Here is a 25,205-nt window from a genome sequence, read left to right on the forward strand (position 1 = left end):
CCCAAAGGCGACAAATCAGGAAATCGGCAGTTAACTCAAACCACCACCATCTGCCGCTCTTTGGCTTCGGCGTAAGTTGGCATTGATGAGGCGGCGCCGGCTCGTTCGACACAGACTGAGGCGTAGGCTGAGGCAAATTGCGCGGCGTCGGCGAGCTCGGCTCCGGCGGCGAGTTGGGAGGCGAGCGCGCCGTTGAAGGCGTCGCCTGCACCCGTGGTGTCGACCGGAACAGCAGGAAACGCGGCAACCAAGTCCGTTTTCCCCGCCACCGAGAGCAGCGCACCTTGGGTGCCGAGGGTGATGATCAGCGCCTTAATACCTTTGGCGTGCAATGCTTTTGCGGCCACTTTGGCGGAGGCCACGTCGTGCACTTCAATGCCAGTCAGCAAAGTGCATTCGGTGGCATTCGGCGTCAACAAATCGACCTGCGCCAGCAGGCTGTCAGGTACTGGCTGGAAAGGCGCGGGGTTGAGAATAATAAAGGTGCCGTTATCTTTGGCGATGCCAATCAGCTTCTCAATCGCCGACAGGTTGTTTTCCAGCTGGGTCAGCAGGATGTCGGCGGCGGCAATGGCCGGGCGGCACTGCTCCACTTCGTCGTCGGTCACGGTGAGATTCGCGCCGGGGTCGACGGCAATCATGTTCTCCGCATCGGCCCCTGCCACGTAAATCAGCGCGTTGCCGGTGGGACATTCGGCGGTGGAAAACAGGGTCACGGCATCAAACCCGGCGCTGTCGAGATGGCGACGCGCAAAGGTGCCGAAGTCATCTCGCCCGACTTTACCAATGTAGTGAACTCGCGCACCGGCGCGCAGCGCGGCGACGGCCTGATTGGCCCCTTTGCCGCCCGCGCCCATCATGCTGTTGCGGGCAATCAGCGACTCACCCGGCTGAGGAAAACGGGTCATTCCGGCGACAATGTCGAGGTTGAATGATCCAAATACACATACCTTGCCTCTGTTCATGCCTCTCTCCTGAGTGAAAAATGTCGCGGTGAAGGTCGCTGTTGCTCAAAACGCCGCTGCGCCGCCAGACAGGCTCCGCGACAACCCGTTTCGTCCGAGACGCCGCTGATAGCGATAGTTAAGCCGTTGGCCGGATGCGGACTGCGCAAATGTGAGCGAATCAGCTGCTGTAGCTTCTCGATAGGGAAAGCCGCCATCGACAGCACGCCGCCGCCCAGCAGCAGATATTGCGGGTCGAGGATGTTCATTTCGCTGGCGACGGTACGCGCCAGACGCTCAATAAACTCCAGCAAATCCGGGTGTTCGCCGTGTTTGACGAACAAGTCTGACATCGCGGTTTGCGGCGCGTGATGGCTGGCCCAACCGCTAAGCCAGTTGCCGGAAGTCAGGGTTTCGACACAGCCCGTCTTACCGCAAGGGCACAGCAAATGGTTGTCTTTTAAGGGGATATGACCAATCTCCCCCGCGCCGCCGTGGGCCCCGTGATAAAAGTCATTATTCAGCCACAGGCTGTTGCCAAACCCGGTACCGAGGTAGACTCCAACGGCGACGTCGGGCAGCACATCGAGACGGGTTAAGTCCCACCACATCAAGTGGTTAACGTCTTTATCCATACTCACCGGCAGGCAGAGACGCGCCGAAAGCTGCTTCGCCACCGGCTGGTTATCGAGCGCCGGAATAAAAGGCAGCGATAACACGGTATTGCGGTCGCGGGACAAAATCCCCGGCAATCCGAGCATCACCCCAGACACCTGTGCAGCAGTGCCTTGCAGGTACGCGGCAAGCAGTTGCTCAAGCCCGCCGAGTGGGTCAGCCAGTTCGGCCCAAGAGCGGGTCGGCACTTTCTGATATCCCTGAAAAACCTGTTGGTCGTTCATCAGCATCAGCCGCGTGTTGGTGCCGCCAATGTCTACGCCGAGAAAATGCTCCATAGCCTCTCCCGCCCTTAGGCCGCTTGACGCGCCTGACGCATCTGGTCGAGCATTTTGTCCCACGCACTGTCCAAATCCTTATCCAGATTGAACAGACCGGAGCTGCCGACGATCAGCACTTCAGCCCCCGCGCCCATCAGATCCTGATAGGTATTCACGTTGCAGGATCCGTCGATTTCGATCAGATAGCGATAGTTCTTCTGCTGCTTGAGATCGCGCAGTTGAGCGATTTTATGCAGCATTTCAGGGATGAACGGCTGACCCGCATACCCCGGATCCACCGTCATCACGGTGATTTTGTCCAACAGGTGAATGTAGTGCTGGATAAACTCCACCGGGGTGGCCGGGTTAAGCACCACGCCCACTTTTTTACCCAGCGAGCGAATCTGATTGATCACCCGGAAGGCGTCGCGGTTGATGGTTTCGGCATGCGGGCAGATGTAATCCGCTCCGGCTTTAGCAATCGGCTCAATAAAATCGGTCGGGTTTTCCACCATCATGTGTACGTCGAGCACCAGCGGCGTGTGCGGGCGGATCTGCTCGATAAAGAACGGCGACAGGGTGATATTTTTCACATAGTGACCATCCATGATGTCGATGTGCAGCATGTCAGCGCGGCGGTTCAGCACCGCCAGTTGCTGCTTAATGTCGATCAGGCTCATGCACATCAGCGACGGGGAGATTTTGTATTCCATAGTCTGTTCCTGGGTTCAGAGAGATTGAAAATGCGTGTCGTTAAGTCATTAAAAATAAGGTCTAAGGCGCGGCGGCTCGGGCCTTCGCGGCGCTCATCCGCCCTGCTCTTTTCTGCATATAGCGATTGCGGAAGAACTTCAGGCCGAGCACCACAATCAGCACCGCGCCCCACATCGCCAGACTGAAGTGCGGGCTGACGTTCAACAGATTGAGGCCGGTGGAAATCACCTGTAGCACAACCAGTGACAGCACCACGCCGGTCACTCGCCCGAAGCCGCCGAAGGGGTCGGTGCCACCCAAAATAATCGCCAGCACGGTGAGCAGCAGGTAGGAGTCGCCGTAGCCCATGCGCGCCGAGTTGAAGCGCGCCATCATCACTAACCCGGCAATCACGCAGAGCATGCTCGACAGCACGTAGATGGCGATCAGCACGCGGTGGGTATTGACGCCGCTGAAATGGGTGGCGTTGATGTTGCTGCCGCTCATGTAGATGTATTTGCCCAGGCGGGTACGTTCGAGGAACACCGCGATCAGCACCGCCGTGACTAAGAAGATGATCAGCGGCACCGGAATGCCCAGCAGGGTATCCGCGCCGATGTAGCGCACGATGTCCGGCATGCCGCTGATCGCCGCGCCGCGTGACAAATAGATACCAATGCCGTTAACCATGGTCATGGTCGCCAGCGTCACTAAAATCGGGTGCGCGCCGACATAGGCCACCAGCGCGCCGGTCAGCATGCCGATGGCAATCGCCAGCACCATCGCGCCGGCCAGCGCCAGCGTCAGCCAGACGGCCTGTAGGCCGAGGCTAGCGTCCGGCGGCAGGTAGGTCAGAAACACCCACGCCATCAGTAAGCTGGTCAGGTTGGAAGTGGCGATAATGCACAGATTAAGGCCGCCGCTGAGGATTGGGATGAACATCGCCAGCGTCAGCAGGCCCAGCTCCGGCAACTGGAAAGCCACACTCATAAAGGTAGAGTTGCTGAAAAAACGGCCGGGCATCGCCAGACTGAAACCGACAATCACCACCACCAGCAGCAGGCTCAGGCCCAGCGTGGTGTTATCAAATTTGAAGCGCGGGCCCGCGCCGCCGGACTTCATTTTTAGGCTCTTGGTTTTGGTTAACATTGCAGATTCCTTACGCGAAGCCGACATCGGTTTCTTTGCGTTTTTTGTAGTGAGTGACGGTGATAGCCACCACGATCACCACGCCGATAACGATGTTCATGAAGTAGTTGGAGACGCCAATCAGATTCAGGCCGTTCTTTAGAATTCCAATCAGGAACACGCCCATCAAGGTTCCGACCACGCTGCCTTTGCCGCCATTCAGGCTGGCTCCGCCAAGAACGGCCGCCGCCAAAACGTCCAGCTCGCCGCCGACCAGCGCGTTAGGCACCACTTCCCCCACGCGATAAACCTGAACCAGTCCGCCAATCGCCGCCATTGCGCCGAGATAGCCGTAAGCGAACAGGTGCAGTACACCGACGCGAATACCAATGCGCCGCGCAGATTCCTGATCGCCGCCGACGGCAAACAGCTGGCGACCAAGATGGGTTTTATTCAGCAGCACCCAAGTCAGCGCCGCGACCGCCAGCATCACTACCAGCGGCAAACCAATCTGATAGTGTTGAGTGCCGACGCTGAACGGCAGCACCTTGAGCGGCGTCACCAGCCAGTCCGGCAAGTCATACAGGCTGGTGCCATTGGTCAGCCACATCAGCATGCCGAACAGCAGCGACTGCATGCTGATGGTGACGATGATCGACACGATGCGCAGGCAGTAGATCAGAATGGCGTTGATCATGCCGAAGACGGAGCCGATGGCGATCGCCAGTAAAATCGTGCCGGTTGGGCTGGCGAGGCCGTAGTGGATCGCCAGCGTGGCGATGGTGTATTGCACCACCGAGGCCACGGCGGCGAAGGAGATGTCGATCCCACCTGTGACCAGCACCACAAACAGCCCGAGGGCGAAAATGCCGCTGACGGCGTAGCTTTCAGACAGGTCCAGCAGGTTTTGCAGGGTCAAAAACTGGTTAGTCAGCAGCGAGAAGGTGACGATCACCACGACCAGCACCCAGGCCAGATAGCCTTCGTTGGTGGACGGGCGTAAACGGTTGAGATTAAGCATTCACCGCCTCCGCAAGTTGTTGTTGGCTGATATTGGCGGGCAGGTATTCGCCTTTCACCGTGCCTTCGCTGAAGTGCAGCACCCGGTCACAGTTGAAGTAGACTTCCGGCACTTCATCCGAAATCAGCAGGATGGAGATCCCCTCTTCCGCCAGTTGGTGGATCAACTGATAAATACTGGCTTTGGCCCCAACATCCACGCCGACGGTGGGAGAATCGAGGATCAAGATCTTCGGCTGAGTCAGCACCCATTTCGCCAGAACGATCTTTTGCTGGTTGCCGCCTGACAGCGTGGAAATGGCCTGATCCGGACTGGCGACCTTGACCCCCAGCTTTTCGATCCACTGTTGGATAATTTTGTTTTTGCGGTATTCGTCGATCAGATGAAAACGGCTGCGCAGCTGATCCATGATCGCCAGCACGGTGTTGTCCCCCACCGACTGCTGCTGAATCAGCCCCAGCGTCAGGCGGTCTTCCGAGACATAACCAATGCCAGACTTAATGGCATCTTCATGGCCGCGAAAACGCACCGGTTTGCTGTCGAGATAGATTTTGCCGCTGTCCGGCTTGGTCATGCCAAATAAGCTTAACGCTAGCTCGGTGCGCCCGGAGCCGAGCAGCCCGCACAGGCCGAGCACTTCGCCCGCGTGCAGTTTGAGGCTGACGTCGTGGTACTGGCCTTCGCGGCTCAGCTTGTCCAGCTCCAGCATGATGCGCTGGTCATTCTGGTTAGCGGCTTTCAGGCGATAGTCGAGTTTTAGGCCGGTCATCAGCTCGGTCAGGCGTTCGCTGCTGACTTCAGAGGCCGGGTAAGTGCCCACGCGCTTGCCGTCACGGATAACCGTCACGCTGTCGGAAATCTCCAGCACTTCGTCCAGTCGGTGGCTGACGAACACCACGCTGATGCCTTTGCTTTTTAGGTAATGCACGGTGCGCAGCAGTTGGTTGACCTCGGTGCGCGTCAAAGACGCCGTCGGCTCATCCATAATCACCAGCCGCGCATCGGCCACCAGCGCGCGGCAGATAGCCACCTGCTGGCGCTGGGCAATCGGCAGCGACGCCACTTTGGCGTCCACATCCAGCTGGTAATTCAGCTCGCTGAGAATGCGTTTGGCGGTGTCGCGCAGGCGTGACGGGCGATACCAGCCCATCAGCCCGTGCAGGTTGTGGTCGAAGGCAATGTTCTCCGCCACGCTCAGATTGGGGAACAGCGACAGGTCCTGATAAATCACCTGAACCCCAAAGCTGCGCGCCTGCTCCGGGCTAAGGCGGCTGAAGGTTTGCGGGTTAAAATTTTTATCCGCGAGGGTGATGCTGCAACCGTTGTCCGGCTGGTAGACCCCCGAGATAATCTTGATCAACGTGCTTTTGCCACAGCCATTGGTGCCCGCCAGACAGTGAACTTCGCCGGGCATCAGCTGTAGTGAAATATCATTCAATGCACGCTGACCGCCAAAGGTCACCGACAGATTCTGCACATCAATCAGCGGCATCGTTTGGGTATCAAATGTCTCGGAGATCGCCATCATTACAGCCCCATTTTCACCAGTTTTGGCAGGTTCGCCTTGTCGAGACTTTCGGTTTTGTTACCGAGGATGGTGTGAGTGGCTTCATCCACCTTCACTTTGCCCATGCCGTCGATTTCCATGCCGTCAGTGATCGGCGTGCCTTTGGAGATCATGCCCGCGACGCGCACGAAGACTTCACCGGCCACCATTGGGTTCCAGATGTAGCCGCCGTTAATGGCACCGCTTTTAACCAGTGATGCACCCTGACCTGGGCTGAACGGGCCGAAGACGCAGATGTCGCCGTTTTTGCCACGGTTTTGCACCGCGCGTCCGGCACCGATTGGACCTTGGGAGCCAATCGCCAGAATGCCTTTCAGGTTCTGGTCTTTGGACATCAGGTCATTGGTGGTGCGGATGGTGTCATCGAGGGATTCGCCGACGCCAAACTTGTCGCCGACCTGATGCATATTCGGATAGTGCTCTTTCTGGTAATTGACCGCCGCATCGGCCCATTTCTGGTGCAGAGGCACGGTCAGGCTGCCGACGTAAACCGCGTAATCGCCGGTCTCTTTCATGCATTTCGCCAGCGCCACCATGTGGCTCACGCCGAGCTGGGTGGCATCGACCATTTCGAAGTCCCAGTTAGCGTATTTCTGATCCGGTGACTCGTGGGTAATGACTTTGATCCCGGCATCTCGGGCGCGTTTCAGCACCGGCTCCAGCACTTTGGCGTCATTTGGCACCACGCCGATGATGTCTACCTTCTGCGCAATCAGGTCTTCAATCGCACGCACCTGCAGGGCTGGGTCATCGCTGGTTGGGCCGACCTGCCACGCATCGATACCCTCTTTGGCAGCTTCGTTTTTGATACCCACTTCCATGGCGTTGAACCAGGCGTTGCCGCCCACTTTGACCACCACGCCCATGCGAATTTTGTCCGCGGCGTGCGCGGCTGAAACGGATAACAGAGCTGAAGCAAACAAACAGGCCAGTACAGACTTTTTCATGATGTTTCTCCACAGATGTTCAATTTATGCCGCAGTCGTTGAGCAACATGCCCAGTCGCTACGGTTGTTTTTTGGTTTTCTTTTGTAGGGGTAAAGGGGCGACTTCAATGACATTGACGTTGCTCCAGGCCAGCTCCTGCCGAAACTCTTCATCATCCAGATGGTCGGTGATCAGTGTGTCTATTTCCCGGTAGTGGCATATCCGCGCAAACGAGCTGCGGCCGAATTTGCTGGCATCCGCCAGCAAAATTTTGTGTTCTGAGGAGAGCAGCATTTGCTGTTTTAATCGCGCATGGTGCTCATTACTTTCCCTGATCCCCCCGTCATGGCTGATGCTGTGACAGGAGAAAAACAATTTGTTAATCACGAACTCTTTCAGCATCTGTTCGGCGTAAACACCGATAAAATCTTCATACTTGGCCGAGTATTCGCCGCCTAAGCCGATGGTTCTAACGTTGGCTTTCGCCGCCAGCGCCTGAATGATGTGCAGCGAGTTGGTCAACACCACCAGCGGAATATCCGGCAGTTGGCGCGCCAAAAACCAGCTAGTCGAGCTACTGTCGAGCAGCAAACAGTCTCCCGGATTGATGAACTGCAAGGCGCGTTTGGCAATCCGCGTTTTGCTGTCTGGAGCCTGATTGCTGCGGTCGCGGAATGACTCACCTTGCTCAATCTGCGACGGAACGTACTGCTTCTCGCCATGAGGGTGTTCAACAAACACCGCGCCGCCGTGACTGCGAACCAATAACCCACGCTTTTCCAACAGAGCCAAATCACGACGCGCGGTTTCCAGCGAGATATGACAAAGCTCAGCCACTTCCTGAACCAGCACGCGCCCTCGCTGCGCAAGGACTTCGGTAATAAAGCGGTGACGTTCTACAGGCAGCATGGTTTTTTCCTCTTCCCGATGTTCAATAGGATACGCAGACCACGGCATGTGGAATGCGGGCTTCCTCAAAAGCGGCCGCGCACTCTTTGCGCTGCGCTGACCATGTGATAGTTGTCAAAAAAATCGATGAAAAGATGAAATGTTAAATTTCAGATCTGTGGCGCTCACGGCAATAAATCGCGTTTGGGTTTGCAAACGGACAAAAAGATTTCAGCAAACGGTCACAAATCCTCGTGATAAAAAATGACCGAGTGTGACCGTTTATGTGGGGATGACCGTTTTGGGGAGGGAAAACAAAAAAACCGCCCGAAAGGGGCGGCTTCTTTACATGCAATGTGATTTAGCTCATGACCAATTGAGTCGGGCGACAGCCGTAGAGTTCAGCCAGCCGAAGTAGGTTCTCTGGGCGCGGGTTATCTGACTTTTCAAATTGCGATACGGCGGCTTGTTTTATGCCCAGCTTCGCCGCGACTTCTTTTTGCGTCATCCCACGGTGCAGTCGCCACGCGGCTTGGATAGTCACATCTTTATTGACCATGATTTCAACTACCTCGTGCGGAATGAGTTCATCATTTTGCCCTCCCTCAGCCTGATATAATTCTGGTGCCAACGCCGCTAAATCCACTTGTTTAATCAACCGCTCAAACACGTTAATCGGCACCACGGCGGACACTTTAACGCCCTGCTCGTCGGTAATAAATTGAATACCTCTCATGATTTTGGCTCCGGTGTATGGCTTATATTTCAAGTAGTAAGGTAGCTGCCAAGTAGCTTCATAGCCTTTCTCGCGCTGGCTATTGATAGGTTTTAGACGTTCGCCTTAGCACATGCTCAATGGTGAGAATAATTGGCGTGCCTTTTACCACGATAAATAAGACTCGGTATTCCCCAACGCGCATTCGGTACCTTCCATTCGCGCCAGAGAGGGGCTTGATGTCGAGGTTAGGTCGCACATGGGGAAAATCAGCTAACTCGGCAACCATGCTCACTATTTTTTTCCTTTGGCTGGCTGGAACATCCTTTTTAAGCTCTTTAATCGACCTCATGGACCAATTCAGAGTCGCCATAATTTCCCTTAGATTCCTTAAACCTTCTCCATTTCCAAGCAAGGAAATATAAGGCTCAATACTTATATTATCAAATTAATACTTATATTTGTCGAGGGGTATCGCAAAACAGGGATCCTTCCCCGTTCTGTCGATCAATTGATGTGTTTTCATTTTATAGCGGTTTGTGTGCCGTCTCTTTGGCGGCGAAGACTGAAACCAGCGTGATGAGCAGAGCCAGCGCGACGTAGAGCGAGATTGCCAACGTGCTGTTGTACTCTTTAAACAACGTGGTGATGATAAGTGGAGCAAAGCCGCCGCCGAGAATACCTGCCAGCGTGTAGGCTAAAGAGGAACCGGCGTAGCGCACGCGGGTTGGGAACTGTTCGGTGACAAACGCCGCCTGCGGGCCGTACATAATGGCGTGAATCAGCAATCCGCCGATGACCGCCAGACAGATCAGCACGGGCTGAGTACTGTCGAGCAATACGAAGAACACAAACGCCCAGATCATCGCCGCCACGGCGCCGAAGATATACACCGGGCGACGGCCAAAACGGTCAGACAGCGCGCCAAACATCGGCACCGTCACGGCATTCCCCAGCGCACCGAGCATGGTCGCGGTCAGCGCCAGCGGGCGAGGTAAATGCAGAACCGTGGTGACGTAGGTCAGGGTAAACACCACCACCAGCGCGTAAAGCACGTCAGAACCAATGCGCGAACCACCGGCAATCAGCAGAGCACGCGGATGCTGGGTGAACACCTCTTTCAGCGGCGTATGGGTGGTGTTTTTACTCTGCTCCAGCTTGAGAAATGCCGGCGTTTCGCCAATACCGCGACGCAGCCACAGGCCGAAGAACACCAGCACCAGACTCAGCAGGAAAGGAATACGCCAGCCCCAGCTCTGGAAATCATCGGCAGAGAGCAGCACGGTGATCAGGGTAATTAACCCGGTGCCGATTAAGGTGCCGCAAGAGGGACCGACCTGCGCGAAAGAGGCGTTGCGCCCGCGCTGGTGCGACTTGCCGTGCTCCATCGACAGCAATACTGCCCCCGCCCACTCGCCACCGAGGGCGATACCCTGCACAAAACGCAGCGTCACCAGCAGCAGCGGGCTCCAAATCCCCCAGCTCGCATAGCCCGGCAATAGGCCCATCAGCGCGGTAGTCACGCCCATAATGACCAGAGTGGTGACCAGCACGAAACGCCGTCCAAGCACATCGCCGAGATGGCCGAACACCATGCCGCCAATCGGCCGCGACACATAGCCCACGGCATAGGTGGAAAACGCCAAAATCGTGCCGACCAGCGGGTCGAACGACGGGAAGAAGACGTGGTTGAAAATCAGCGCCGCCATGATGTTATAGACCGTGAAGTCATACCACTCCAGGGCGGTGCCGATTGAGCTGGCAGCCGCCAAACGTCCGGTTTTCGGCGGGCTGTGAGTGGTATCGGCCTGATGCGTGCTGCCCTTGATTCCTGCATTTTCAGTGGTGGAAAGGCTCATGATTTCAACTCCTGCGCGGTAAGTTGCCAGCTGAGACCGTAGTGCAGCGCCTCAGTATTGGGAATATGCAAAGCCTGACATGCCAGTTCAGTCAGTTTCTGGCAGAACTCGGCGCTGCTGCTGTCAATCAACATCATGGGGATCATCGGGCGGTCTTCTGCCGACTCTTTGGGTAAAGGGGAACTGAGTGAAACATCCGGCGTTAACAGCCGTGAGCGGATAAAACCGGGCTGAGCAAACAGGGTTTCGCCCAGATGGGCAATGCGCGCCGTCAGGGCTTCTCCCGCGACATGAGACGCCAGCGGGATGATCGCCAGATGGCTGCCGCTGCCAAAACCAGTCACCGCTTCGACGGCGCAAACGCGGCGCATCGGGTTAACCATTTTATCCAGACTGGCGACGGACCAAGGCGTCTGGCGGGTGAAGGCCGCGCGATAAGCGTCGGTTGAGAAGCTGTTGAGAGATTCAGTCTGATACAGCCCCAGATACTTGCGCCCTTGTCCCGCAGTGCCGATCAATTGATATCGCGTGCCGGACAAAAAACCGTCAATGCGTACGCGCTCTTCCACGTGCTCGCGGTCATACCACTGGTTGAAATCCGCTTCGTCTTGCTCGGCGACGTTGGTCGCAACAAACAGCATGCCATTAGGTAAAGTGCTCATGATTTTTCTCCTGTTATTGGGCTTTGAGGCAGCGTTCGATTTGCAGTGACCAGCTCAGCAAGGCGTCATCCTGCTGGGACAGCGCGGCCACCATCAGTCCTACCGGCGCCTCTCCCGCCTGATGGCAAGGCAGTGAAACCGCGCAGCCATCGAGGAAGTTGATCACCGAAGGGTTGCGCAGCGCCGCGCCGTTAGCTTTGAAATAGGTCTCATCGTCGGCGGCCAGTTCGGCGATGCTCGGGGCGATCATCGGCACGGTGGGCATCAGCAGGGCATCAAACTGGCCGATGGTTTTTGCCACCCGCTGCTGCCAGTCGGCGCGCTGCTGCTCCAGACGCTCTCTGTCCGCCAGCCCCAGCGCCGCGCCGCGGCGAATGCGCGACACCACGCGCGGGTCATACTGCTCGCCCTGCTGTTCGATATATTTCTGATGCCACGCCCATGACTCCAGCGCGGTAAAGCCGCCGGTGGCGTTGATCTCCGCCAGCTCCGCGAACTCATGGCAGGGGATCTCCTCAACCTGCGCCCCCGCCTGCTTTAGCTTCTCAACCGCGCGGGTAAAGGCGCGCTGCACGTCGGCGTCGACGCCGTCTAATACCAGCGTTTGCGGGATCGCAAAACGCACCCGCGCCAGAGATTTCTCACTGGTTTTCACCGGCGAGTCGGCAATCACGCCGTCCAGTGCCAGACAGGAGGCGAGGTCATGGGCGATCACGCCAATAGAGTCCAGCGCCGCCGACAGCGGCAGTACGCCTTGTTGCGAGATGCGTCGCGCCGTCGGCTTGTAGCCGGTCAAGCCGCAGAAGGCTGCCGGAATGCGCACCGAGCCGCCGGTGTCGCTGCCAATCGCCCCCAGCGACATGCCGTCGCTGACCGACACCGCCGCGCCGGAAGACGATCCGCCGGGAATGCGGCGCGTGGCGCGATCAAAGGGGTTAGCCGGGGTGCCGTAGTGCGGGTTGATCCCCAGCCCCGAGTAGGCGAATTCGGTCATATTGGTTTTGCCGATGATCACCAGGCCCGCGTCCAACAGCTTCTGGACCACGGCGGAATGCGTCTCCGCTGCCGGGGCATCGCGCAGCACTTTCGAGCCAGCCGTAGTGCTTTCGCCCGCCACGTCGAACAAGTCTTTGATGGAGACTGGAATGCCATCCAGCGCGGACAGCGGCTTGCCCGCTTTGCGACGCGCGTCGGACGCCGCCGCCTGCTGCAAGGCTTGCTGATGATAAACGTGGGTGAAGACCTTCGCGCCTTCCCCCTGCGGGTCTTCACTGCGCGCTAACGCCGCCTCGGTCAAAGCCAGCGAGGAGGTTTCCTGCGCCGCCAGCTGTTGCAGCGCCTGACTCAGGGTGAGCTGTTTCATCGTCAACTCCTTCGTCATTACGCCACCACCGGCAATTCAGCACTTTGGTAGGCATGGCTGATGGTGCGGCCCAGCACTTCATCCACCAGCTCCATGCGGAACTCCGTTGCAGGACGGATGCCACCTATCGCCGCCACCGTGCCACAGGTCATCGCCAGCCCGTTTTCCGGCTGGGCGCTGCCGTCGAGATAGCGGCCCAGCAGGTCATCGGGCTTACGCAGGCTGGACAAGCGGCCTTCTTGGTACAGGCGGAATTCGCCCTCTTCTTTGATCCACGAGCGCAGGATCAGTTGATCCCAGTGATCGGCGACATCGGCCATTTTCCATGCCTGGCGGGCGACGGGCTTGACGCAAATCTGTTTGGAAAGCGCCACGCTATGGGCTTCAAGCTCGCGATCGGTATGATCGGAGGCCAGCGAAACAAACTGCTCGCCCTGGTGAGTGAAAACAAAAGGTTCGGCTTCGCCAGACGTGGCGCTGCCGACCACTTCGATAGTTTCGCTTTGCGTGAGCTGATTGGTCGCGACGCGATAAAACAGGGGAACTGCACTCGGACGGGGCACGCCCAGCGCCTCAAGTTCACTGATATGGTGCAAGATGGCATCGTGATCGCGCCCGGTCCAGCCAGCGATCACCAGTTGATCAATCTGAACGTTTAGTGAGGTTTCGCCAGTGTTTGCAGGTAAGGTAAAGGTTAATTTCATCTTTTAAGGCTCGCTTATTAACTGTTTTATTAGAAAGCACAGTGAAATTTCACTATAGCTTCAGTTATTAAATAAGCGATTTCCGTGCCATGATTTTGTGTAGAATGTCTAAAAATTTCCTTCGCAGGAGTTATGCGTGAAATCTGTTGCAGCAGAAAGCCGCCCACAGCCGGCGTTGGATGACGCGGGTTTATCGCAAAATGAGCTGGCTTATCGTCGTTTTAAGCAGGCGCTGGTCACTCTGAGCTATAAGCCGGGTGAATATTTGAATACCGCGCAGGTGATGGCGGAGCTTGAAATGGGCCGCACGCCGATTAATCAGGCGATCCACCGGCTGGCCAATGAAGGTTTATTGCAGATAATCCCGCGCAAAGGGGTGATGGTTTCCCCTCTGTCGATTGATGATGCGCTGGAGCTGATCGAAGTGCGTCTCGCGAATGAGATGCTGTGCATGAAGTTGGCCTGTAAGCACGTTTCCCAGCAGGACATTGCGGCGTTAACGGCGGTGAATGAAGAGATGAATATCGCCGTGCAGGCGCGAGATCGCAACCGCATGGTGTCGCTGGACCACCATTTTCACCAGCTTCTGGCCGAGATCGCCGGAAACCTGATGCTCAAGGATATCCTCAGCGTGCTACACGCCAGAGCGCAACGCTTCTGGGCCAGTTCGCTGTCGAAAGAGGGGCATATGATTGAGGTTATCGAGGAGCATCGCGCCATTATTTCCGCGCTGGAAACGCAAGATCCCGCCGCCGCCGCAGCTGCCGCCGAGGCGCATATTTTGTCGTTTAGGGATGCTTTGCTGCGGGGTTGAAGGGCGTTGTTTTGATTGCTTTTTTGCTCCCCCCCTTTATCCGGAGAGGAGCAAAACGGCTTTTGGCTAATTACTCATATTCACTCATCGGTACACAGGAGCAGAACAGGTTTCTGTCGCCGTAAACGTCATCAAGACGCTTCACGCTCGGCCAGTATTTGTTGTCGCTGCCCGCCGGGAATACCGCCAGCTCGCGGCTGTACGGGTGGGACCACTCGCTGACCAGCTCGGCTTGTACGTGTGGCGCGTTGACCAGCGGGTTGTCTTCCAGCGGCCATTCGCCTTTAGCTACGCGGTCGATTTCAGCGCGGATCGCCAGCAGAGCATCAACAAAACGGTCGATTTCCACTTTGCTTTCAGACTCGGTTGGCTCAACCATCAGCGTACCCGCCACTGGGAATGACATGGTTGGCGCGTGGAAACCGAAGTCAATCAAGCGCTTAGCAATATCCATTTCACTGATACCGACGCTTTCTTTCAGCGGGCGGATATCCAGAATGCATTCGTGCGCCACGCGACCGTCGCGGCCGGTGTACAGCACTGGGTAAGCATCTTTAAGGCGAGTGGCGATGTAGTTGGCATTCAGAATCGCTACCTGACTTGCCTGCTTCAGCCCCTGCGCACCCATCATGCGGATGTACATCCAGCTGATTGGCAGGATAGAAGCGCTACCGAACGGAGCCGCAGAAACCGCGCCATTCTGAGTCAGTACGCCGTCAATCTGCACCACGCTGTGACCCGGAACGAACGGAGCCAGATGCGATTTCACGCCGATTGGGCCCATGCCCGGGCCGCCACCGCCGTGTGGGATACAGAAGGTTTTGTGCAAGTTAAGGTGCGAAACGTCCGCGCCGATGTAGCCCGGCGTGGTGATCCCCACCTGTGCGTTCATGTTCGCGCCGTCGAGGTAGACCTGACCGCCATACTGGTGAACAATCTGGCACACTTCGCGGATGGTTTCTTCATACACGCCGTGGGTAGACGGGTAGGTCACCATGATGCACGACAGCTCATCACCGGCCTGAGCGGCTTTCTCGCGCAGGTCGCTTAAATCAATGTTGCCCTGCTTGTCACAAGCTACCACTACCACGCTCATGCTGGCCATTTGCGCCGATGCCGGGTTGGTGCCGTGAGCAGAACTTGGGATCAGGCAGATGTGGCGGCCGCTTTCGTTACGACTTTCGTGGTAACGGCGGATAGCCAGCAGGCCAGCATATTCGCCCTGCGCGCCGGAGTTTGGTTGGATACAAACCGCGTCGTAGCCCGTCAGCTGCACCAGCCACTGGGAGAGCTGGCCGATCATCTGCTGGTAGCCCGCAGCTTGTTCAACCGGGCAGAACGGGTGCAGCTCGGAGAATTCAGGCCAGGTGATTGGGATCATCTCGGCAGCGGCGTTGAGTTTCATGGTGCAAGAACCCAGCGGGATCATCGCCTGATTCAGCGCCAGATCCTTTTTCTCCAGACGGTGCATGTAGCGCATCATCTCGGTTTCGCTGTGGTATTGGTTGAACACCGGGTGAGTCAGGATCGGCTCTACGCGCTGCATAGCGGCAGGGATCGAGGCATTATCGCTGCTCACGGCTTTATCAAGCTGATCGATGTCCAGGCCGTTATCGTCACCCAGCAGGGCGGCGAACAGCACTTGCACATCTTCACGTGAAGTAGCTTCGTCCAGCGTGATGCCCACGGCGCCGTGGATGTCGGTGCGCAGGTTCAGGCCGAAGCTCAGGGCGCGTTCCAGCGTCGCGGCTTTGTCTTTCACTTCAACCGTTAAGGTGTCAAACCAGGTGTCATGGCGCAGCGTCAGGCCACCTTTTTTCAGGCCAGCGGCCAGAATGTCGGTCAGACGGTGAATACGGCTGGCAATACGTTTCAGGCCAACAGGCCCGTGGAATACCGCGTACAGGCTGGCGATGTTCGCCAACAGAACCTGCGAAGTACAGATGTTGGAGTTGGCTTTCTCGCGGCGAATATGCTGCTCGCGGGTCTGCATCGCCATGCGTAGCGCGGTGTTGCCCGCGGCGTCGCGCGATACGCCGATAATACGGCCCGGCATGGAGCGTTTGAATTCGTCAACGCAGGCAAAGAATGCCGCGTGCGGGCCGCCGTAGCCCATTGGCACGCCGAAGCGCTGGGCGGAACCGAACACCACGTCCGCGCCCTGCGCGCCCGGCGCGGCCAGCAGCACTAACGCCATAATGTCGGCGGCAACGCTGGTGATGATTTTGCGTGATTTCAGCTCTGCCAGCAGTGCGCGATAGTCGTGAACCTGCCCGGTGGTGCCCACCTGTTGCAGCAGCACGCCGAACACGCCTTCCAGCTCGAGCACTTTCTCGGCTTTATCCACGATGATGTCGAAACCAAAGGTTTCAGCGCGGGTGCGAACCACGTCCAGCGTTTGCGGATGCACGTCGTCAGCCACGAAGAAGCGATTGGCGTTCTTCAGTTTGCTGGCGCGTTTGGCAAGAGCCATGGCTTCGGCAGCGGCGGTCGCTTCGTCAAGCAGAGAAGCAGACGCGAGGTCCAGACCCGTCAGGTCGAGGGTCAACTGTTGGAAGTTCAGCAAGGCTTCAAGACGGCCCTGAGAAACTTCTGGTTGATAAGGGGTATACGCCGTGTACCAGCCCGGATTTTCCAGCATGTTGCGCAGGATAACTGGCGGGGTGAGCACCGCGCTGTAGCCCATACCAATGTAAGATTTGTAGCGCTGATTCTGGCTGGCGATAGCTTTCAGCTCAGCCAGTGCCTGATGTTCGGTAACGGAATCACCCACGGCTGGCGGGCCCGGCAATTGGATGTCCACCGGCACAATTTGCTGGATCAGGGCATTTAACGAGTCGGCACCGACCGTCTCCAGCATCTGTTGTTGCTGCTGAGAAGACGGGCCAATGTGACGGCCGATAAAGGATTCACTGTGTTCGAGTTGGCTGAGAGTCTGAGTCATTTGCTACGCATTCCTGAATCTGCATGGTGGTGTCGAAGGACAACCGATAACGGGCAAGCGGGGACTAAACCTGCCCCGTAAACGGCTTACGGGGCAGCACATCATTACTCGTCGATACCTGAAAGATAGGCGTCAGCGCTGAGTAACTTAGCGATTTCACTTTCGTCAGAGGCTTTAATCTGGAACAGGAAACCGTCGCCGTAGGGCGCGCTATTCACCAGTTCAGGTGAGCCTTCCAGCTCAGAGTTAACGGCAATAATTTCGCCGCTGATTGGGGAATAGATGTCAGACGCCGCCTTAACCGACTCGGCAACGGCGCAGTCTTCACCGGCCGTCACTTCGCGGCCCACTTCTGGCAGGTCGACGAAAACCATGTCGCCCAGCAATTCTTGCGCGTGTTCGGTAATGCCTACGGTGTAAACGCCGTTACCCTCTGAACGAACCCATTCGTGCGACGCGGCGTATTTCAATTCTGATGGAACATTGCTCATGAAAGAATCTCCAAAAATTTTCAGGTATTAATGAATTCGTTATTAAACCAACGGCTTACCGTTACGAACAAAACCAGGTTTGGTCACTTTTACTGGCATTTCGCGGTTACGGATTTGCACGATGGCGTTTTCGCCGATGCCAGCCGGAACGCGAGCCAGCGCGATGCTGTAACCCAAAGTCGGTGAGAATGAGCCGCTGGTGATAACGCCTTCCTGCTGGTTGCCCGCAGCGTCGGTGAAACGCACCGGCAGCTCATTACGTAATACGCCTTTTTCGGTCATGATCAATCCGACCAGTTCTTCGGTCCCCTGCTCACGCTGTTTTTCCAGCGCGGCGCGGCCGATGAAATCGCGATCTTCCGGCGCCCAGGCGATGGTCCAGCCCATGTTGGCCGCCAATGGAGAAACGCCCTCATCCATCTCCTGACCGTATAAGTTCATGCCGGCTTCCAGACGCAGGGTATCGCGCGCCCCCAGCCCGGCAGGCTTGACGCCAGCCTTCAGCAGTTTCTGCCACAGGTCAGCGGCTTGTTCTTGCTTCACGGCAATTTCGTAGCCCGCTTCGCCGGTGTAGCCGGTGGTAGCGATAAACAGGTCACCGGCTTGCACGCCGAAGAAAGGTTTCATTCCAGCGACGGCTTGTTTTTGCTCTTCAGTGAACAGCGTGCCAGCGCGTTCTTTGGCCTGCGGGCCTTGGACGGCGATCAGCGCCAGATCATCGCGCACGGTGACTTCAACGCCATAGGCTTCTGCATGCTGCGAAATCCATGCCAGATCTTTGTCGCGCGTGGCAGAGTTCACCACCAGGCGGAAATAGTCTTCAGTGAAGAAGTAGATAATCAGGTCGTCAATCACGCCGCCGGAGGCGTTAAGCATGCCGGTATAAAGCGCTTTGCCGGGGACGGTCAGTTTGGCGACGTCGTTGGCCACCAGATAGCGCAAGAATTCACGAGTGCGGGCGCCGTGCAGATCAACAATCGTCATGTGGGAGACGTCGAACATGCCAGCGTCCTGACGCACCGCGTGGTGCTCATCAAGCTGTGAGCCGTAGTGCAACGGCATCATCCAACCGTGGAAATCCACCATGCGCGCACCGCACGCCACGTGTTGTTCATAAAGCTGAGTCTGCTTAACCATCTTGATCCTCATTAACCTGCGAATGCAAAAACGAAGTCGGAATATCGGAATATAAATTGCTCTCGTTTCCCCTAAATCATTCGCGCTGTATCAAGGCGGCAACTGAGCGAGTCTTAAAAGCTTACTCAAGTATGTGACTGGGCCGAATAAGAGCAGCCAACGCCAAAATAGCGTGAAGGATCACAGGGTGACGCAAACGTTATCCTATAGGTCGAACTTATCACCGAATCCCCCTGCTAACCATAAGTTAAAATATCAGTATCTGGAGAAACAGCAGGGATAAGCGAGGAGTATTGTGCAGAGTTTCTGACTAGAAAAATGGGGTTTATGGCGCAAAATCTACAAATGAACCACAAAAATCTCGATGTTATATAACGAAGAGGCCGGATATCTCACCATTTGCAGAATGGGATATCCGGCCTCGCATTATAAAAAGTAATGGGAAAAAGGTGCTGAAATTAGATTATTTCAATCGAACAGGATCCTGCTCCAGCCATTCGGGTAAATCATTCAGTCCCATTGCCTGACGCACCAGTTTTGGCTTCACGCCCGGCAGGGAGTCCGCCAGCGTCAGGCCGATGTCGCGCAGCAATTTTTTCGCCGGGTTATCGCCATTGAACAGTTCACGGAAGCCCTGCATGCCCGCCAACATCAGCGCGGCGCTGTGTTTGCGGCGGCGCTCGTAGCGGCGAAGATACATGTGCTGGCCGAAGTCTTTGCCCGCGCGCTGTAAACGCCTGATTTCAGACGCCAATTCGGCGGCATCCATAAAGCCAAGGTTCACCCCCTGCCCGGCTAGCGGATGTACGGTGTGCGCAGCGTCGCCCACCAGCGCCAGACGCTGGGCGGCAAAGCTGCGCGCGTAGCGGCCGGTCAGTGGGAAGGTCAAACGTTCGCTTTCAACGGAACACAGCCCCAGACGCAGGTCGAAAGTGCTGGCGAGCACTTTATTAAAGGCTTCCTTGGACAACGCCGACAGACGCTGGGCCTCTTCCGGAGAAACCGACCACACGATGGAACACAAGTGCGGGTCAGCCAGCGGCAGGAATGCCAGAATGCCTTCGCCATGAAACACCTGCCGCGCCACCGACTGGTGAGGCTCGGCGGTGCGAATAGTGGCGACCAGCGCATGGTGGCGGTAGTCCCAGAAGGTCAGCGGGATATCCGCATGCTGGCGCAGCCAGGACTGCGCGCCGTCCGCGCCAACCACTAGGCGGGCGCTGAGCTGGCGGTCATCGTTCAAGGTAATAAAGGCGTCGTTTTCGCCCCAGGCCACGTTTTTCAAGGTCGCCGGGCAGAGCAAAGTGATGTCAGAGGAGTGCTCGGCTTTTTGCCACAGGGCGCGCAGGATCACGTCGTTTTCAATGATGTGCCCCAAGTGGCTGAAACCATACTCTTCGCCACGAAAAGCAATTTTCCCGAAGCTGTCGCGGTCCCACACTTCCATGCCTTGATAGGCATTGACGCGCTGGGCGGTGATGTTGTCCCATACGCCGATATATTTCAGCAGGCGCTCGCTGGCGGCGTTAATGGCCGACACGCGCAGACCCGGCGCTGCTGGCAGAGGAGAGTCGAGATCGGGTTGGTGGCTGTCCACCACGGCAACGCGCAGGCCGCTGCCCTGTAACCCACAGGCCAGCGCTAGGCCAACCATGCCGCCACCGGCGATAACTACATCAAAAGATTGCATAAATTTTCCTGTGGGAAGAGGTTCAGCGGGTTACCCAACCTAGCGTGCGCCGGGTAAAGGCGTCGCGTAAAGGTGTAATGCCTTCCATCGCCATCAGGCCGAGATTGCGCCCGACCATCAAGGGAACATAGCGATTGGCGAAAAGGTGGATCAGGCCGTCAGTCACGCCGACCGTCGCCTGCTGGTCTGGCTGGCGGCGTTGCTGATAGCCGCTCAACACTCGGTAGCTACCAATGTCTTTGCCGGCCAGATGCGCCGTCGCCACGGTTTCGGCTAAGGTCATGACGTCACGCAGGCCAAGGTTGAAGCCCTGACCCGCTATCGGATGCAGGGTTTGCGAGGCGTTGCCTACCAGCGCCAGTCGATGGCTAATATGGCTGTTGGCGGTCTGCAATTGCAGCGGATAGCTGAATCGCTTGCCCGCCTGCTGCATTTTACCCAAGCGCCAGCCAAAGGCTTTCTGTAGCTCGGCGAGGAATTTCTCTTCGCTCCAGCTATCAATGTCAGCCTGCGCCTCGCGCGGGTGGCACCAGACCAAAGAGCTGCGCCCTTTCGACATCGGCAGCAGCGCCAGCGGGCCGTGCTCGGTAAAACGCTCAAAAGCCCGGCCGCGATGAGGTTCGCCAGTGACGACGTTGGCGATCACCGCAATTTGGCCGTAATCCTCGCGCTGCCAGCGAATGTTGCAGGCTTTGCCGAGCATGGAGTGAGAGCCGTCTGCCGCCACCAGCAGCTTGCCGTCGAGCACGTCGCCGTTGTCGAGCGTCACGCTGGCGCCGTCAGCCGTGCGCTGCACGTCGGTGACTTTCGCCGGGCAGTGCAGCGTCACGCCGGGAGCCTCTTGCAGCTTGGCAAACAGGCGTTGGCCCACGCCGTGCAGTTCAACCACCTGCCCCAGCGCTTCTACGCCGTAGTGCCCGGCATTGAGATTCACAAAGGCCGCATGGCCGCGATCGCTAACATGAATGTCGCTGATTGGCGTGGCGATATCGGATAAGACAGACCACAGCCCGATGCGCGCCAGCTGCTGGCAGGTGCCTTGGGCCAGCGCGATGGATCTGGCGTCAAACCCCGGATGACCATTGCCACCCAGCGAAGAAGCCTCAATCAGATGCACCGGCAGTTGGCCATGAGTCAGCGCGGAGATGGCCAGTGCCAGCGTGGCGCCGGTCATCCCGCCGCCAACAATAATAATGCTCATATTATTTACGGGCCGCCGCCATCAGGGCTTCAATGTCATCGGCCTCTTTCACCACGTCGCCGGTGAAGATTTCAATGCCGTCGGCGGTGATCAGGATGTCATCTTCGATACGGATACCAATGCCGCGATACTGCTCAGGGACATCGGCGTCTGGCGCGATATACAGGCCCGGCTCGACGGTCAGGACCATGCCCGGCTCGAGAGTGCGGGTGCGCTCAGGGCTGCCGTAGTTGCCGACGTCATGCACATCCAGCCCCAGCCAGTGGGACAGGCCGTGCATAAAGAACGGGCGGTGCGCCTGCTCGCTATAAAGGGTGTCGACGTCGCCGTGCAGGATGCCGAGCTTGACCAAACCTTCCAGCATCACACGGACGGCGGCTTCGTTGGCTTCTTGGATGCTGCTGCCCGGACGTAACACTTCCAGCGCTTTGTATTCTGAAGCCAGCACGATGTCATAGATTTCGCGCTGCGCTTTGCTGAACTTGCCGCTAACCGGGAAGGTGCGGGTGATATCACCTGCGTAGCCTTGGAACTCACAGCCCGCGTCAATCAGCACTAAGTCGCCGTCGCGCAGCTGGGATTCATTTTCGGTGTAGTGCAGGATGCAGCCGTTTTCGCCGCTGCCAACGATAGTGTTATAGGAAGGGAAACGCGCGCCGTGGCGGTTAAATTCGTGATGAATTTCGCCTTCAAGGTGGTATTCAAACAGGCCAGCGCGGCATTTTTCCATGGCGCGAGTATGGGCCATGGCGGTGATTTCACCGGCGCGGCGCATCACGGCAATCTCTTCCGGCGATTTGAACAGGCGCATTTCATGCACGATAGGACGCCAGTCGATGACGGTATCCGGCGCACTCAGGCTCTGGCGTGAGCCTTTGCGCAGCTTGTCCATAGCGCGATTGACGATCTCGTCAGCATAGGCATATTCGCCCTGCGCGTGATACAGCGCGTCAAGACCGTTAAAGAGAAGATGAAGTTGCGTGTTGATGTCATCAAACGGCAGTGCGCGGTCGATGCCCAACTTAGCGGGTGCCGCGTCCTGACCCAGACGGCGACCGAACCAGATCTCAGCAGTCAAATCACGCACGCGGTTAAACAGCACGCTGTGGTTGTGATTCTCATCGCTTTTCACCAGCACCAGCGCGGCTTCCGGCTCGTTAAACCCGGTGAGATACCAGAAGTCACTGTTTTGACGGAAAGGATAATCACTGTCAGCACTGCGCAATGCTTCTGGGGCAGCGAAGATAATTGCCGCGCTGCCCGGTGCCATCTTGGCTAACAGAGCCTGACGGCGATTTTCGAATTCCTGCTGAGTCATCACTTCATCTCCCGAAACGGTTTTAATTTATTGTTATATGACTAATTAGTGCAGCGTGCGCGGGCTTTCCGGTGCCAGCGGGTGGCTGTGACCAAATTCGCCGAAGCATAAGATAGCCGCCACGCGAACGTATTCGACCACCTCTTCCAAAGAAGAAGCCAGCTGCTCTTGGTCTTCATCTTCTTCATAACCGAGCTGGGCAATGCTGCGCAGGTCGTCAATGGCTTCGCCCACTTCGCCTTTCACTTTGGCGAGCTTCGGCTGCATCATGCCCAGACCCAGCAAGAAGTGATTTACCCAACCAGCTAAGGCGTCAGCGCGTTCGAAAATGTGCTTTTCGTCGTCCGGCATTAACATGTTGAATTCAAAACTGTCATCTTCCAGCGTGTCAGCCGTGGCTTTACGCAGCTGTTGCAGCAGGTCCGCTAGCGTGTGGGGGAAGGCCATGCCTTCATTGGTCAGGTCATGCACCAGCGTCAGCCAGCTGCCGTCACGATTACCGCCGCACAGCAGGCCGCTGATAAGTCCGTGCATTTCCGCCGCGGTCAGCGCGACAGATTGCTGTTTCAGCGCGTGATCCAACGAATCATAAGTAGGATAAGTATTCTCAATAGACATGCGTATTCGCCATCGTTGGTCGGTTAAGTTCGTGTTATGCTACCACCAAGGTCAGTCGTAGTACCAGATTAGCAGACCAGCGAATGGCAGTTGTTGAGCCTCTCTTTGGCCGGCAAATGCACTGGACAAACATCCAGCAATCAGTTCGTCATGGGGTTGTAACCTGGTATTGAGATAGTTATAGTGAGGCCGCTTCCAACGACCTGTACGAGTTACAGTGCTTGTGTTGGCGCGGCGTTCAAAGAAGGCAGGAAGGTGGCATGTCTGCACAACCGGTAGATATTCAAATTTTTGGCCGCTCGTTAAGAGTGAATTGTCCGCCAGAACAACAAGAAGCATTGAACATGGCTGCTGAGGATCTTAATCAGCGGTTGCAAGATCTTAAAGTTCGCACTAGAGTCACCAATACAGAGCAGTTAGTTTTCATCGCGGCACTGAATGTGTGTCACGAACTTGCTCAAGAACGGTTGAAAACCCGTGACTATGCCTCCAATATGGAACAACGTATTCGGATGCTGCAACAAACCATCGAGCAAGCTTTGCTCGAACAAGGTAAGATATCGGAACGCGAAGGGGCTCCTTTCGAATAAGTTCGATGACTCATACTAAGTTGTTGATTTGCTCGTCACAGGCAGTCAGCAATGAGTAAAAAAATTTCTCTGAGATGTTCGCCAGCGGGCCCGTCCCCTGAGCCGATAATTAGTACCAACAGAATGTGATGATCCGTAATCGGTGCGCATGCTCGGTCCGTCCGAGAAGCCTAAAGATTGCGACAGCACGTTCACCTTGAACCATGGGTTCAAGGGTTACAGCCTGCGACGGCATCTCGGAGATTCCCCTTTCTAGCCGGTACACCCCATTTTGGTTGTTGTATCTATGTCGAACACTCCCCAGCACGCATCAATCCGCCAACAAATTCGCACTGAAGTCCGTCAACGCAGAAACAATCTCACGTCCGAACAGCAAAGTCTTTTTGCGCTTCAAGCCGCAGATCGCGTGGTGACACATTCGCGTATTCAAGGTGCCAGTACGATTTCGGTGTTTCTCTCTTTTGATGGCGAATTGGATACCGCGCCGCTGATTCAGCGACTGTGGGCAGATGGCAAACAGCTCTGCCTGCCGGTGCTGCACCCTTTCACACCCGGCAACTTACTTTTTCTGCGCTATGACCCCGACACCACTCTGGTACGCAATAAGCTGAAGATCCTCGAGCCGGCCCTCGACGCCACGCAGATTGTGCCTTTATCCGAATTGGACATTATCCTTACGCCGCTGGTCGCCTTTGATAGCCACGGGCAGCGTTTAGGCATGGGCGGCGGCTTCTACGACCGCACGTTGGAAAATTGGCAGGACGGCGGTCCCTATCCCATCGGGCTGGCGCACGATTGCCAGCAGGTCGACAACCTGCCGGTAGAGCATTGGGACGTGCCTCTGCCTGAAGTGATCACCCCTGGCAAAGTGTGGCAGTGGTAAGCCTCGTCTAATCCCGCGGTTTAACCTTCATCTTTTCGCCCCCTCCCCCTGGTTCTAACCCTTTATGTTCTCCTTATGTATGCAATAAGTTCAGTATGTTGTAACTAAGCTAG

At 56.7% G+C, this 25,205-nt stretch carries 23 protein-coding genes and 1 other RNA gene; 4 read left to right on the forward strand and 20 right to left on the reverse strand.

What is annotated here, in order from left to right:
- Positions 1-35 precede the first annotated feature (35 nt).
- The 13 genes from rbsK to V2154_RS18275 form a co-directional block, all read right to left on the reverse strand.
- Positions 36-965: a ribokinase gene (rbsK, locus tag V2154_RS18215; protein WP_353503331.1), complete on the reverse strand. Its 930-nt coding sequence runs from the start codon at positions 963-965 to the stop codon at positions 36-38.
- Positions 962-1,897, reverse strand: a complete 936-nt coding sequence (alsK, locus tag V2154_RS18220) for an allose kinase (protein WP_353503332.1) — start codon at positions 1,895-1,897, stop codon at positions 962-964. The genes rbsK and alsK overlap by 4 nt, the downstream gene beginning before the upstream one ends.
- A 14-nt stretch (positions 1,898-1,911) precedes the next feature.
- Complete coding sequence (gene alsE, locus V2154_RS18225; protein ID WP_100936917.1) at positions 1,912-2,592, reverse strand: D-allulose 6-phosphate 3-epimerase; 681 nt, start codon at positions 2,590-2,592, stop codon at positions 1,912-1,914.
- Between the two features lie 61 nt (positions 2,593-2,653).
- Positions 2,654-3,694 carry an ABC transporter permease gene (locus V2154_RS18230; RefSeq protein ID WP_437342040.1) on the reverse strand — a complete coding sequence of 347 codons (1,041 nt, stop codon included), beginning with the start codon at positions 3,692-3,694 and terminating at the stop codon, positions 2,654-2,656.
- Between the two features lie 37 nt (positions 3,695-3,731).
- Positions 3,732-4,721, reverse strand: a complete 990-nt coding sequence (locus tag V2154_RS18235) for an ABC transporter permease (RefSeq protein ID WP_278881252.1) — start codon at positions 4,719-4,721, stop codon at positions 3,732-3,734.
- A complete protein-coding gene (locus V2154_RS18240) occupies positions 4,714-6,246 on the reverse strand; it encodes a sugar ABC transporter ATP-binding protein (protein WP_034792984.1) in 1,533 nt (510 codons plus the stop codon). The genes V2154_RS18235 and V2154_RS18240 overlap by 8 nt, the downstream gene beginning before the upstream one ends.
- A 2-nt stretch (positions 6,247-6,248) precedes the next feature.
- A complete protein-coding gene (locus V2154_RS18245) occupies positions 6,249-7,235 on the reverse strand; it encodes a substrate-binding domain-containing protein (protein ID WP_185689259.1) in 987 nt (328 codons plus the stop codon).
- Between the two features lie 58 nt (positions 7,236-7,293).
- Positions 7,294-8,124, reverse strand: coding sequence for a DeoR/GlpR family DNA-binding transcription regulator (locus tag V2154_RS18250; protein ID WP_353503334.1), 831 nt, complete (start codon positions 8,122-8,124; stop codon positions 7,294-7,296).
- Positions 8,125-8,464: 340 nt separating this feature from the next.
- Positions 8,465-8,839 carry a helix-turn-helix domain-containing protein gene (locus V2154_RS18255; RefSeq protein ID WP_353503335.1) on the reverse strand — a complete coding sequence of 125 codons (375 nt, stop codon included), beginning with the start codon at positions 8,837-8,839 and terminating at the stop codon, positions 8,465-8,467.
- Positions 8,840-9,345: 506 nt separating this feature from the next.
- Positions 9,346-10,677: an MFS transporter gene (locus V2154_RS18260; RefSeq protein ID WP_353503336.1), complete on the reverse strand. Its 1,332-nt coding sequence runs from the start codon at positions 10,675-10,677 to the stop codon at positions 9,346-9,348.
- Positions 10,674-11,339 carry a hypothetical protein gene (locus tag V2154_RS18265; RefSeq protein ID WP_353503337.1) on the reverse strand — a complete coding sequence of 222 codons (666 nt, stop codon included), beginning with the start codon at positions 11,337-11,339 and terminating at the stop codon, positions 10,674-10,676. The genes V2154_RS18260 and V2154_RS18265 overlap by 4 nt, the downstream gene beginning before the upstream one ends.
- Before the next feature lie 13 nt (positions 11,340-11,352).
- Positions 11,353-12,702, reverse strand: a complete 1,350-nt coding sequence (locus tag V2154_RS18270) for an amidase (protein ID WP_353503338.1) — start codon at positions 12,700-12,702, stop codon at positions 11,353-11,355.
- A gap of 17 nt (positions 12,703-12,719) precedes the next feature.
- Positions 12,720-13,406: a DUF2848 domain-containing protein gene (locus V2154_RS18275; protein WP_353503339.1), complete on the reverse strand. Its 687-nt coding sequence runs from the start codon at positions 13,404-13,406 to the stop codon at positions 12,720-12,722.
- Positions 13,407-13,542: 136 nt separating this feature from the next.
- Between V2154_RS18275 and V2154_RS18280 the strand changes: the two genes are divergently transcribed.
- Positions 13,543-14,220: a GntR family transcriptional regulator gene (locus V2154_RS18280; RefSeq protein ID WP_353503340.1), complete on the forward strand. Its 678-nt coding sequence runs from the start codon at positions 13,543-13,545 to the stop codon at positions 14,218-14,220.
- A 70-nt stretch (positions 14,221-14,290) separates the two neighbouring features.
- Here V2154_RS18280 and gcvP read toward each other — a convergent pair whose 3' ends face one another.
- From gcvP to V2154_RS18315, 7 genes are all read right to left on the reverse strand, one after another.
- Entirely contained in the window at positions 14,291-17,164 is a 2,874-nt protein-coding gene (gene gcvP, locus V2154_RS18285; protein ID WP_353503341.1) for an aminomethyl-transferring glycine dehydrogenase, read from the reverse strand.
- Positions 17,165-17,268: 104 nt separating this feature from the next.
- The gene (gene gcvH, locus V2154_RS18290; RefSeq protein ID WP_185689256.1) at positions 17,269-17,655 is read right to left on the reverse strand and encodes a glycine cleavage system protein GcvH; all 387 of its coding nucleotides are present in this window, start codon (positions 17,653-17,655) and stop codon (positions 17,269-17,271) included.
- Positions 17,656-17,697: 42 nt separating this feature from the next.
- Entirely contained in the window at positions 17,698-18,792 is a 1,095-nt protein-coding gene (gcvT, locus tag V2154_RS18295) for a glycine cleavage system aminomethyltransferase GcvT (protein ID WP_185689255.1), read from the reverse strand.
- Positions 18,793-19,255: 463 nt separating this feature from the next.
- Positions 19,256-20,482, reverse strand: a complete 1,227-nt coding sequence (gene ubiI / locus V2154_RS18300; RefSeq protein WP_353503342.1) for an FAD-dependent 2-octaprenylphenol hydroxylase — start codon at positions 20,480-20,482, stop codon at positions 19,256-19,258.
- Positions 20,483-20,504: 22 nt separating this feature from the next.
- Positions 20,505-21,683 carry a 2-octaprenyl-6-methoxyphenyl hydroxylase gene (gene ubiH / locus V2154_RS18305; protein ID WP_353503343.1) on the reverse strand — a complete coding sequence of 393 codons (1,179 nt, stop codon included), beginning with the start codon at positions 21,681-21,683 and terminating at the stop codon, positions 20,505-20,507.
- Between the two features lies 1 nt (position 21,684).
- Positions 21,685-23,001, reverse strand: coding sequence for a Xaa-Pro aminopeptidase (gene pepP / locus V2154_RS18310; RefSeq protein ID WP_353503344.1), 1,317 nt, complete (start codon positions 22,999-23,001; stop codon positions 21,685-21,687).
- Between the two features lie 45 nt (positions 23,002-23,046).
- Positions 23,047-23,619: a YecA/YgfB family protein gene (locus V2154_RS18315; protein WP_034793019.1), complete on the reverse strand. Its 573-nt coding sequence runs from the start codon at positions 23,617-23,619 to the stop codon at positions 23,047-23,049.
- A gap of 260 nt (positions 23,620-23,879) precedes the next feature.
- Between V2154_RS18315 and zapA the strand changes: the two genes are divergently transcribed.
- The 3 genes from zapA to V2154_RS18330 all read left to right on the forward strand — a co-directional run bounded on the left by zapA (position 23,880) and on the right by V2154_RS18330 (position 25,092).
- Positions 23,880-24,209: a cell division protein ZapA gene (zapA, locus tag V2154_RS18320; RefSeq protein WP_034793021.1), complete on the forward strand. Its 330-nt coding sequence runs from the start codon at positions 23,880-23,882 to the stop codon at positions 24,207-24,209.
- Positions 24,210-24,272: 63 nt separating this feature from the next.
- Positions 24,273-24,456, forward strand: a non-coding RNA gene (ssrS, locus tag V2154_RS18325) — 6S RNA.
- Between the two features lie 39 nt (positions 24,457-24,495).
- A complete protein-coding gene (locus V2154_RS18330; protein ID WP_353503345.1) occupies positions 24,496-25,092 on the forward strand; it encodes a 5-formyltetrahydrofolate cyclo-ligase in 597 nt (198 codons plus the stop codon).
- Positions 25,093-25,205 lie beyond the last annotated feature (113 nt).

It is taken from the genome of Ewingella sp. CoE-038-23, assembly GCF_040419245.1.
GTDB classification, from domain to species: domain Bacteria; phylum Pseudomonadota; class Gammaproteobacteria; order Enterobacterales; family Enterobacteriaceae; genus Ewingella; species Ewingella allii.

Excerpts from the sequence above, each read along its gene's own strand:
- rbsK (WP_353503331.1), bottom strand. The coding sequence starts at position 965 with ATGAACAGAGGCAAGGTATGTGTATTTGGATCATTCAACCTCGACATT.
- alsK (WP_353503332.1), bottom strand. The coding sequence starts at position 1,897 with ATGGAGCATTTTCTCGGCGTAGACATTGGCGGCACCAACACGCGGCTG.
- alsE (WP_100936917.1), bottom strand. The coding sequence starts at position 2,592 with ATGGAATACAAAATCTCCCCGTCGCTGATGTGCATGAGCCTGATCGAC.
- V2154_RS18230 (WP_437342040.1), bottom strand. The coding sequence starts at position 3,694 with ATGAAGTCCGGCGGCGCGGGCCCGCGCTTCAAATTTGATAACACCACG.
- V2154_RS18235 (WP_278881252.1), bottom strand. The coding sequence starts at position 4,721 with ATGCTTAATCTCAACCGTTTACGCCCGTCCACCAACGAAGGCTATCTG.
- V2154_RS18240 (WP_034792984.1), bottom strand. The coding sequence starts at position 6,246 with ATGGCGATCTCCGAGACATTTGATACCCAAACGATGCCGCTGATTGAT.
- V2154_RS18245 (WP_185689259.1), bottom strand. The coding sequence starts at position 7,235 with ATGAAAAAGTCTGTACTGGCCTGTTTGTTTGCTTCAGCTCTGTTATCC.
- V2154_RS18250 (WP_353503334.1), bottom strand. The coding sequence starts at position 8,124 with ATGCTGCCTGTAGAACGTCACCGCTTTATTACCGAAGTCCTTGCGCAG.
- V2154_RS18255 (WP_353503335.1), bottom strand. The coding sequence starts at position 8,839 with ATGAGAGGTATTCAATTTATTACCGACGAGCAGGGCGTTAAAGTGTCC.
- V2154_RS18260 (WP_353503336.1), bottom strand. The coding sequence starts at position 10,677 with ATGAGCCTTTCCACCACTGAAAATGCAGGAATCAAGGGCAGCACGCAT.
- V2154_RS18265 (WP_353503337.1), bottom strand. The coding sequence starts at position 11,339 with ATGAGCACTTTACCTAATGGCATGCTGTTTGTTGCGACCAACGTCGCC.
- V2154_RS18270 (WP_353503338.1), bottom strand. The coding sequence starts at position 12,702 with ATGAAACAGCTCACCCTGAGTCAGGCGCTGCAACAGCTGGCGGCGCAG.
- V2154_RS18275 (WP_353503339.1), bottom strand. The coding sequence starts at position 13,406 with ATGAAATTAACCTTTACCTTACCTGCAAACACTGGCGAAACCTCACTA.
- gcvP (WP_353503341.1), bottom strand. The coding sequence starts at position 17,164 with ATGACTCAGACTCTCAGCCAACTCGAACACAGTGAATCCTTTATCGGC.
- gcvH (WP_185689256.1), bottom strand. The coding sequence starts at position 17,655 with ATGAGCAATGTTCCATCAGAATTGAAATACGCCGCGTCGCACGAATGG.
- gcvT (WP_185689255.1), bottom strand. The coding sequence starts at position 18,792 with ATGGTTAAGCAGACTCAGCTTTATGAACAACACGTGGCGTGCGGTGCG.
- ubiI (WP_353503342.1), bottom strand. The coding sequence starts at position 20,482 with ATGCAATCTTTTGATGTAGTTATCGCCGGTGGCGGCATGGTTGGCCTA.
- ubiH (WP_353503343.1), bottom strand. The coding sequence starts at position 21,683 with ATGAGCATTATTATTGTTGGCGGCGGGATGACCGGCGCCACGCTGGCA.
- pepP (WP_353503344.1), bottom strand. The coding sequence starts at position 23,001 with ATGACTCAGCAGGAATTCGAAAATCGCCGTCAGGCTCTGTTAGCCAAG.
- V2154_RS18315 (WP_034793019.1), bottom strand. The coding sequence starts at position 23,619 with ATGTCTATTGAGAATACTTATCCTACTTATGATTCGTTGGATCACGCG.
- zapA (WP_034793021.1), top strand. The coding sequence starts at position 23,880 with ATGTCTGCACAACCGGTAGATATTCAAATTTTTGGCCGCTCGTTAAGA.
- V2154_RS18330 (WP_353503345.1), top strand. The coding sequence starts at position 24,496 with ATGTCGAACACTCCCCAGCACGCATCAATCCGCCAACAAATTCGCACT.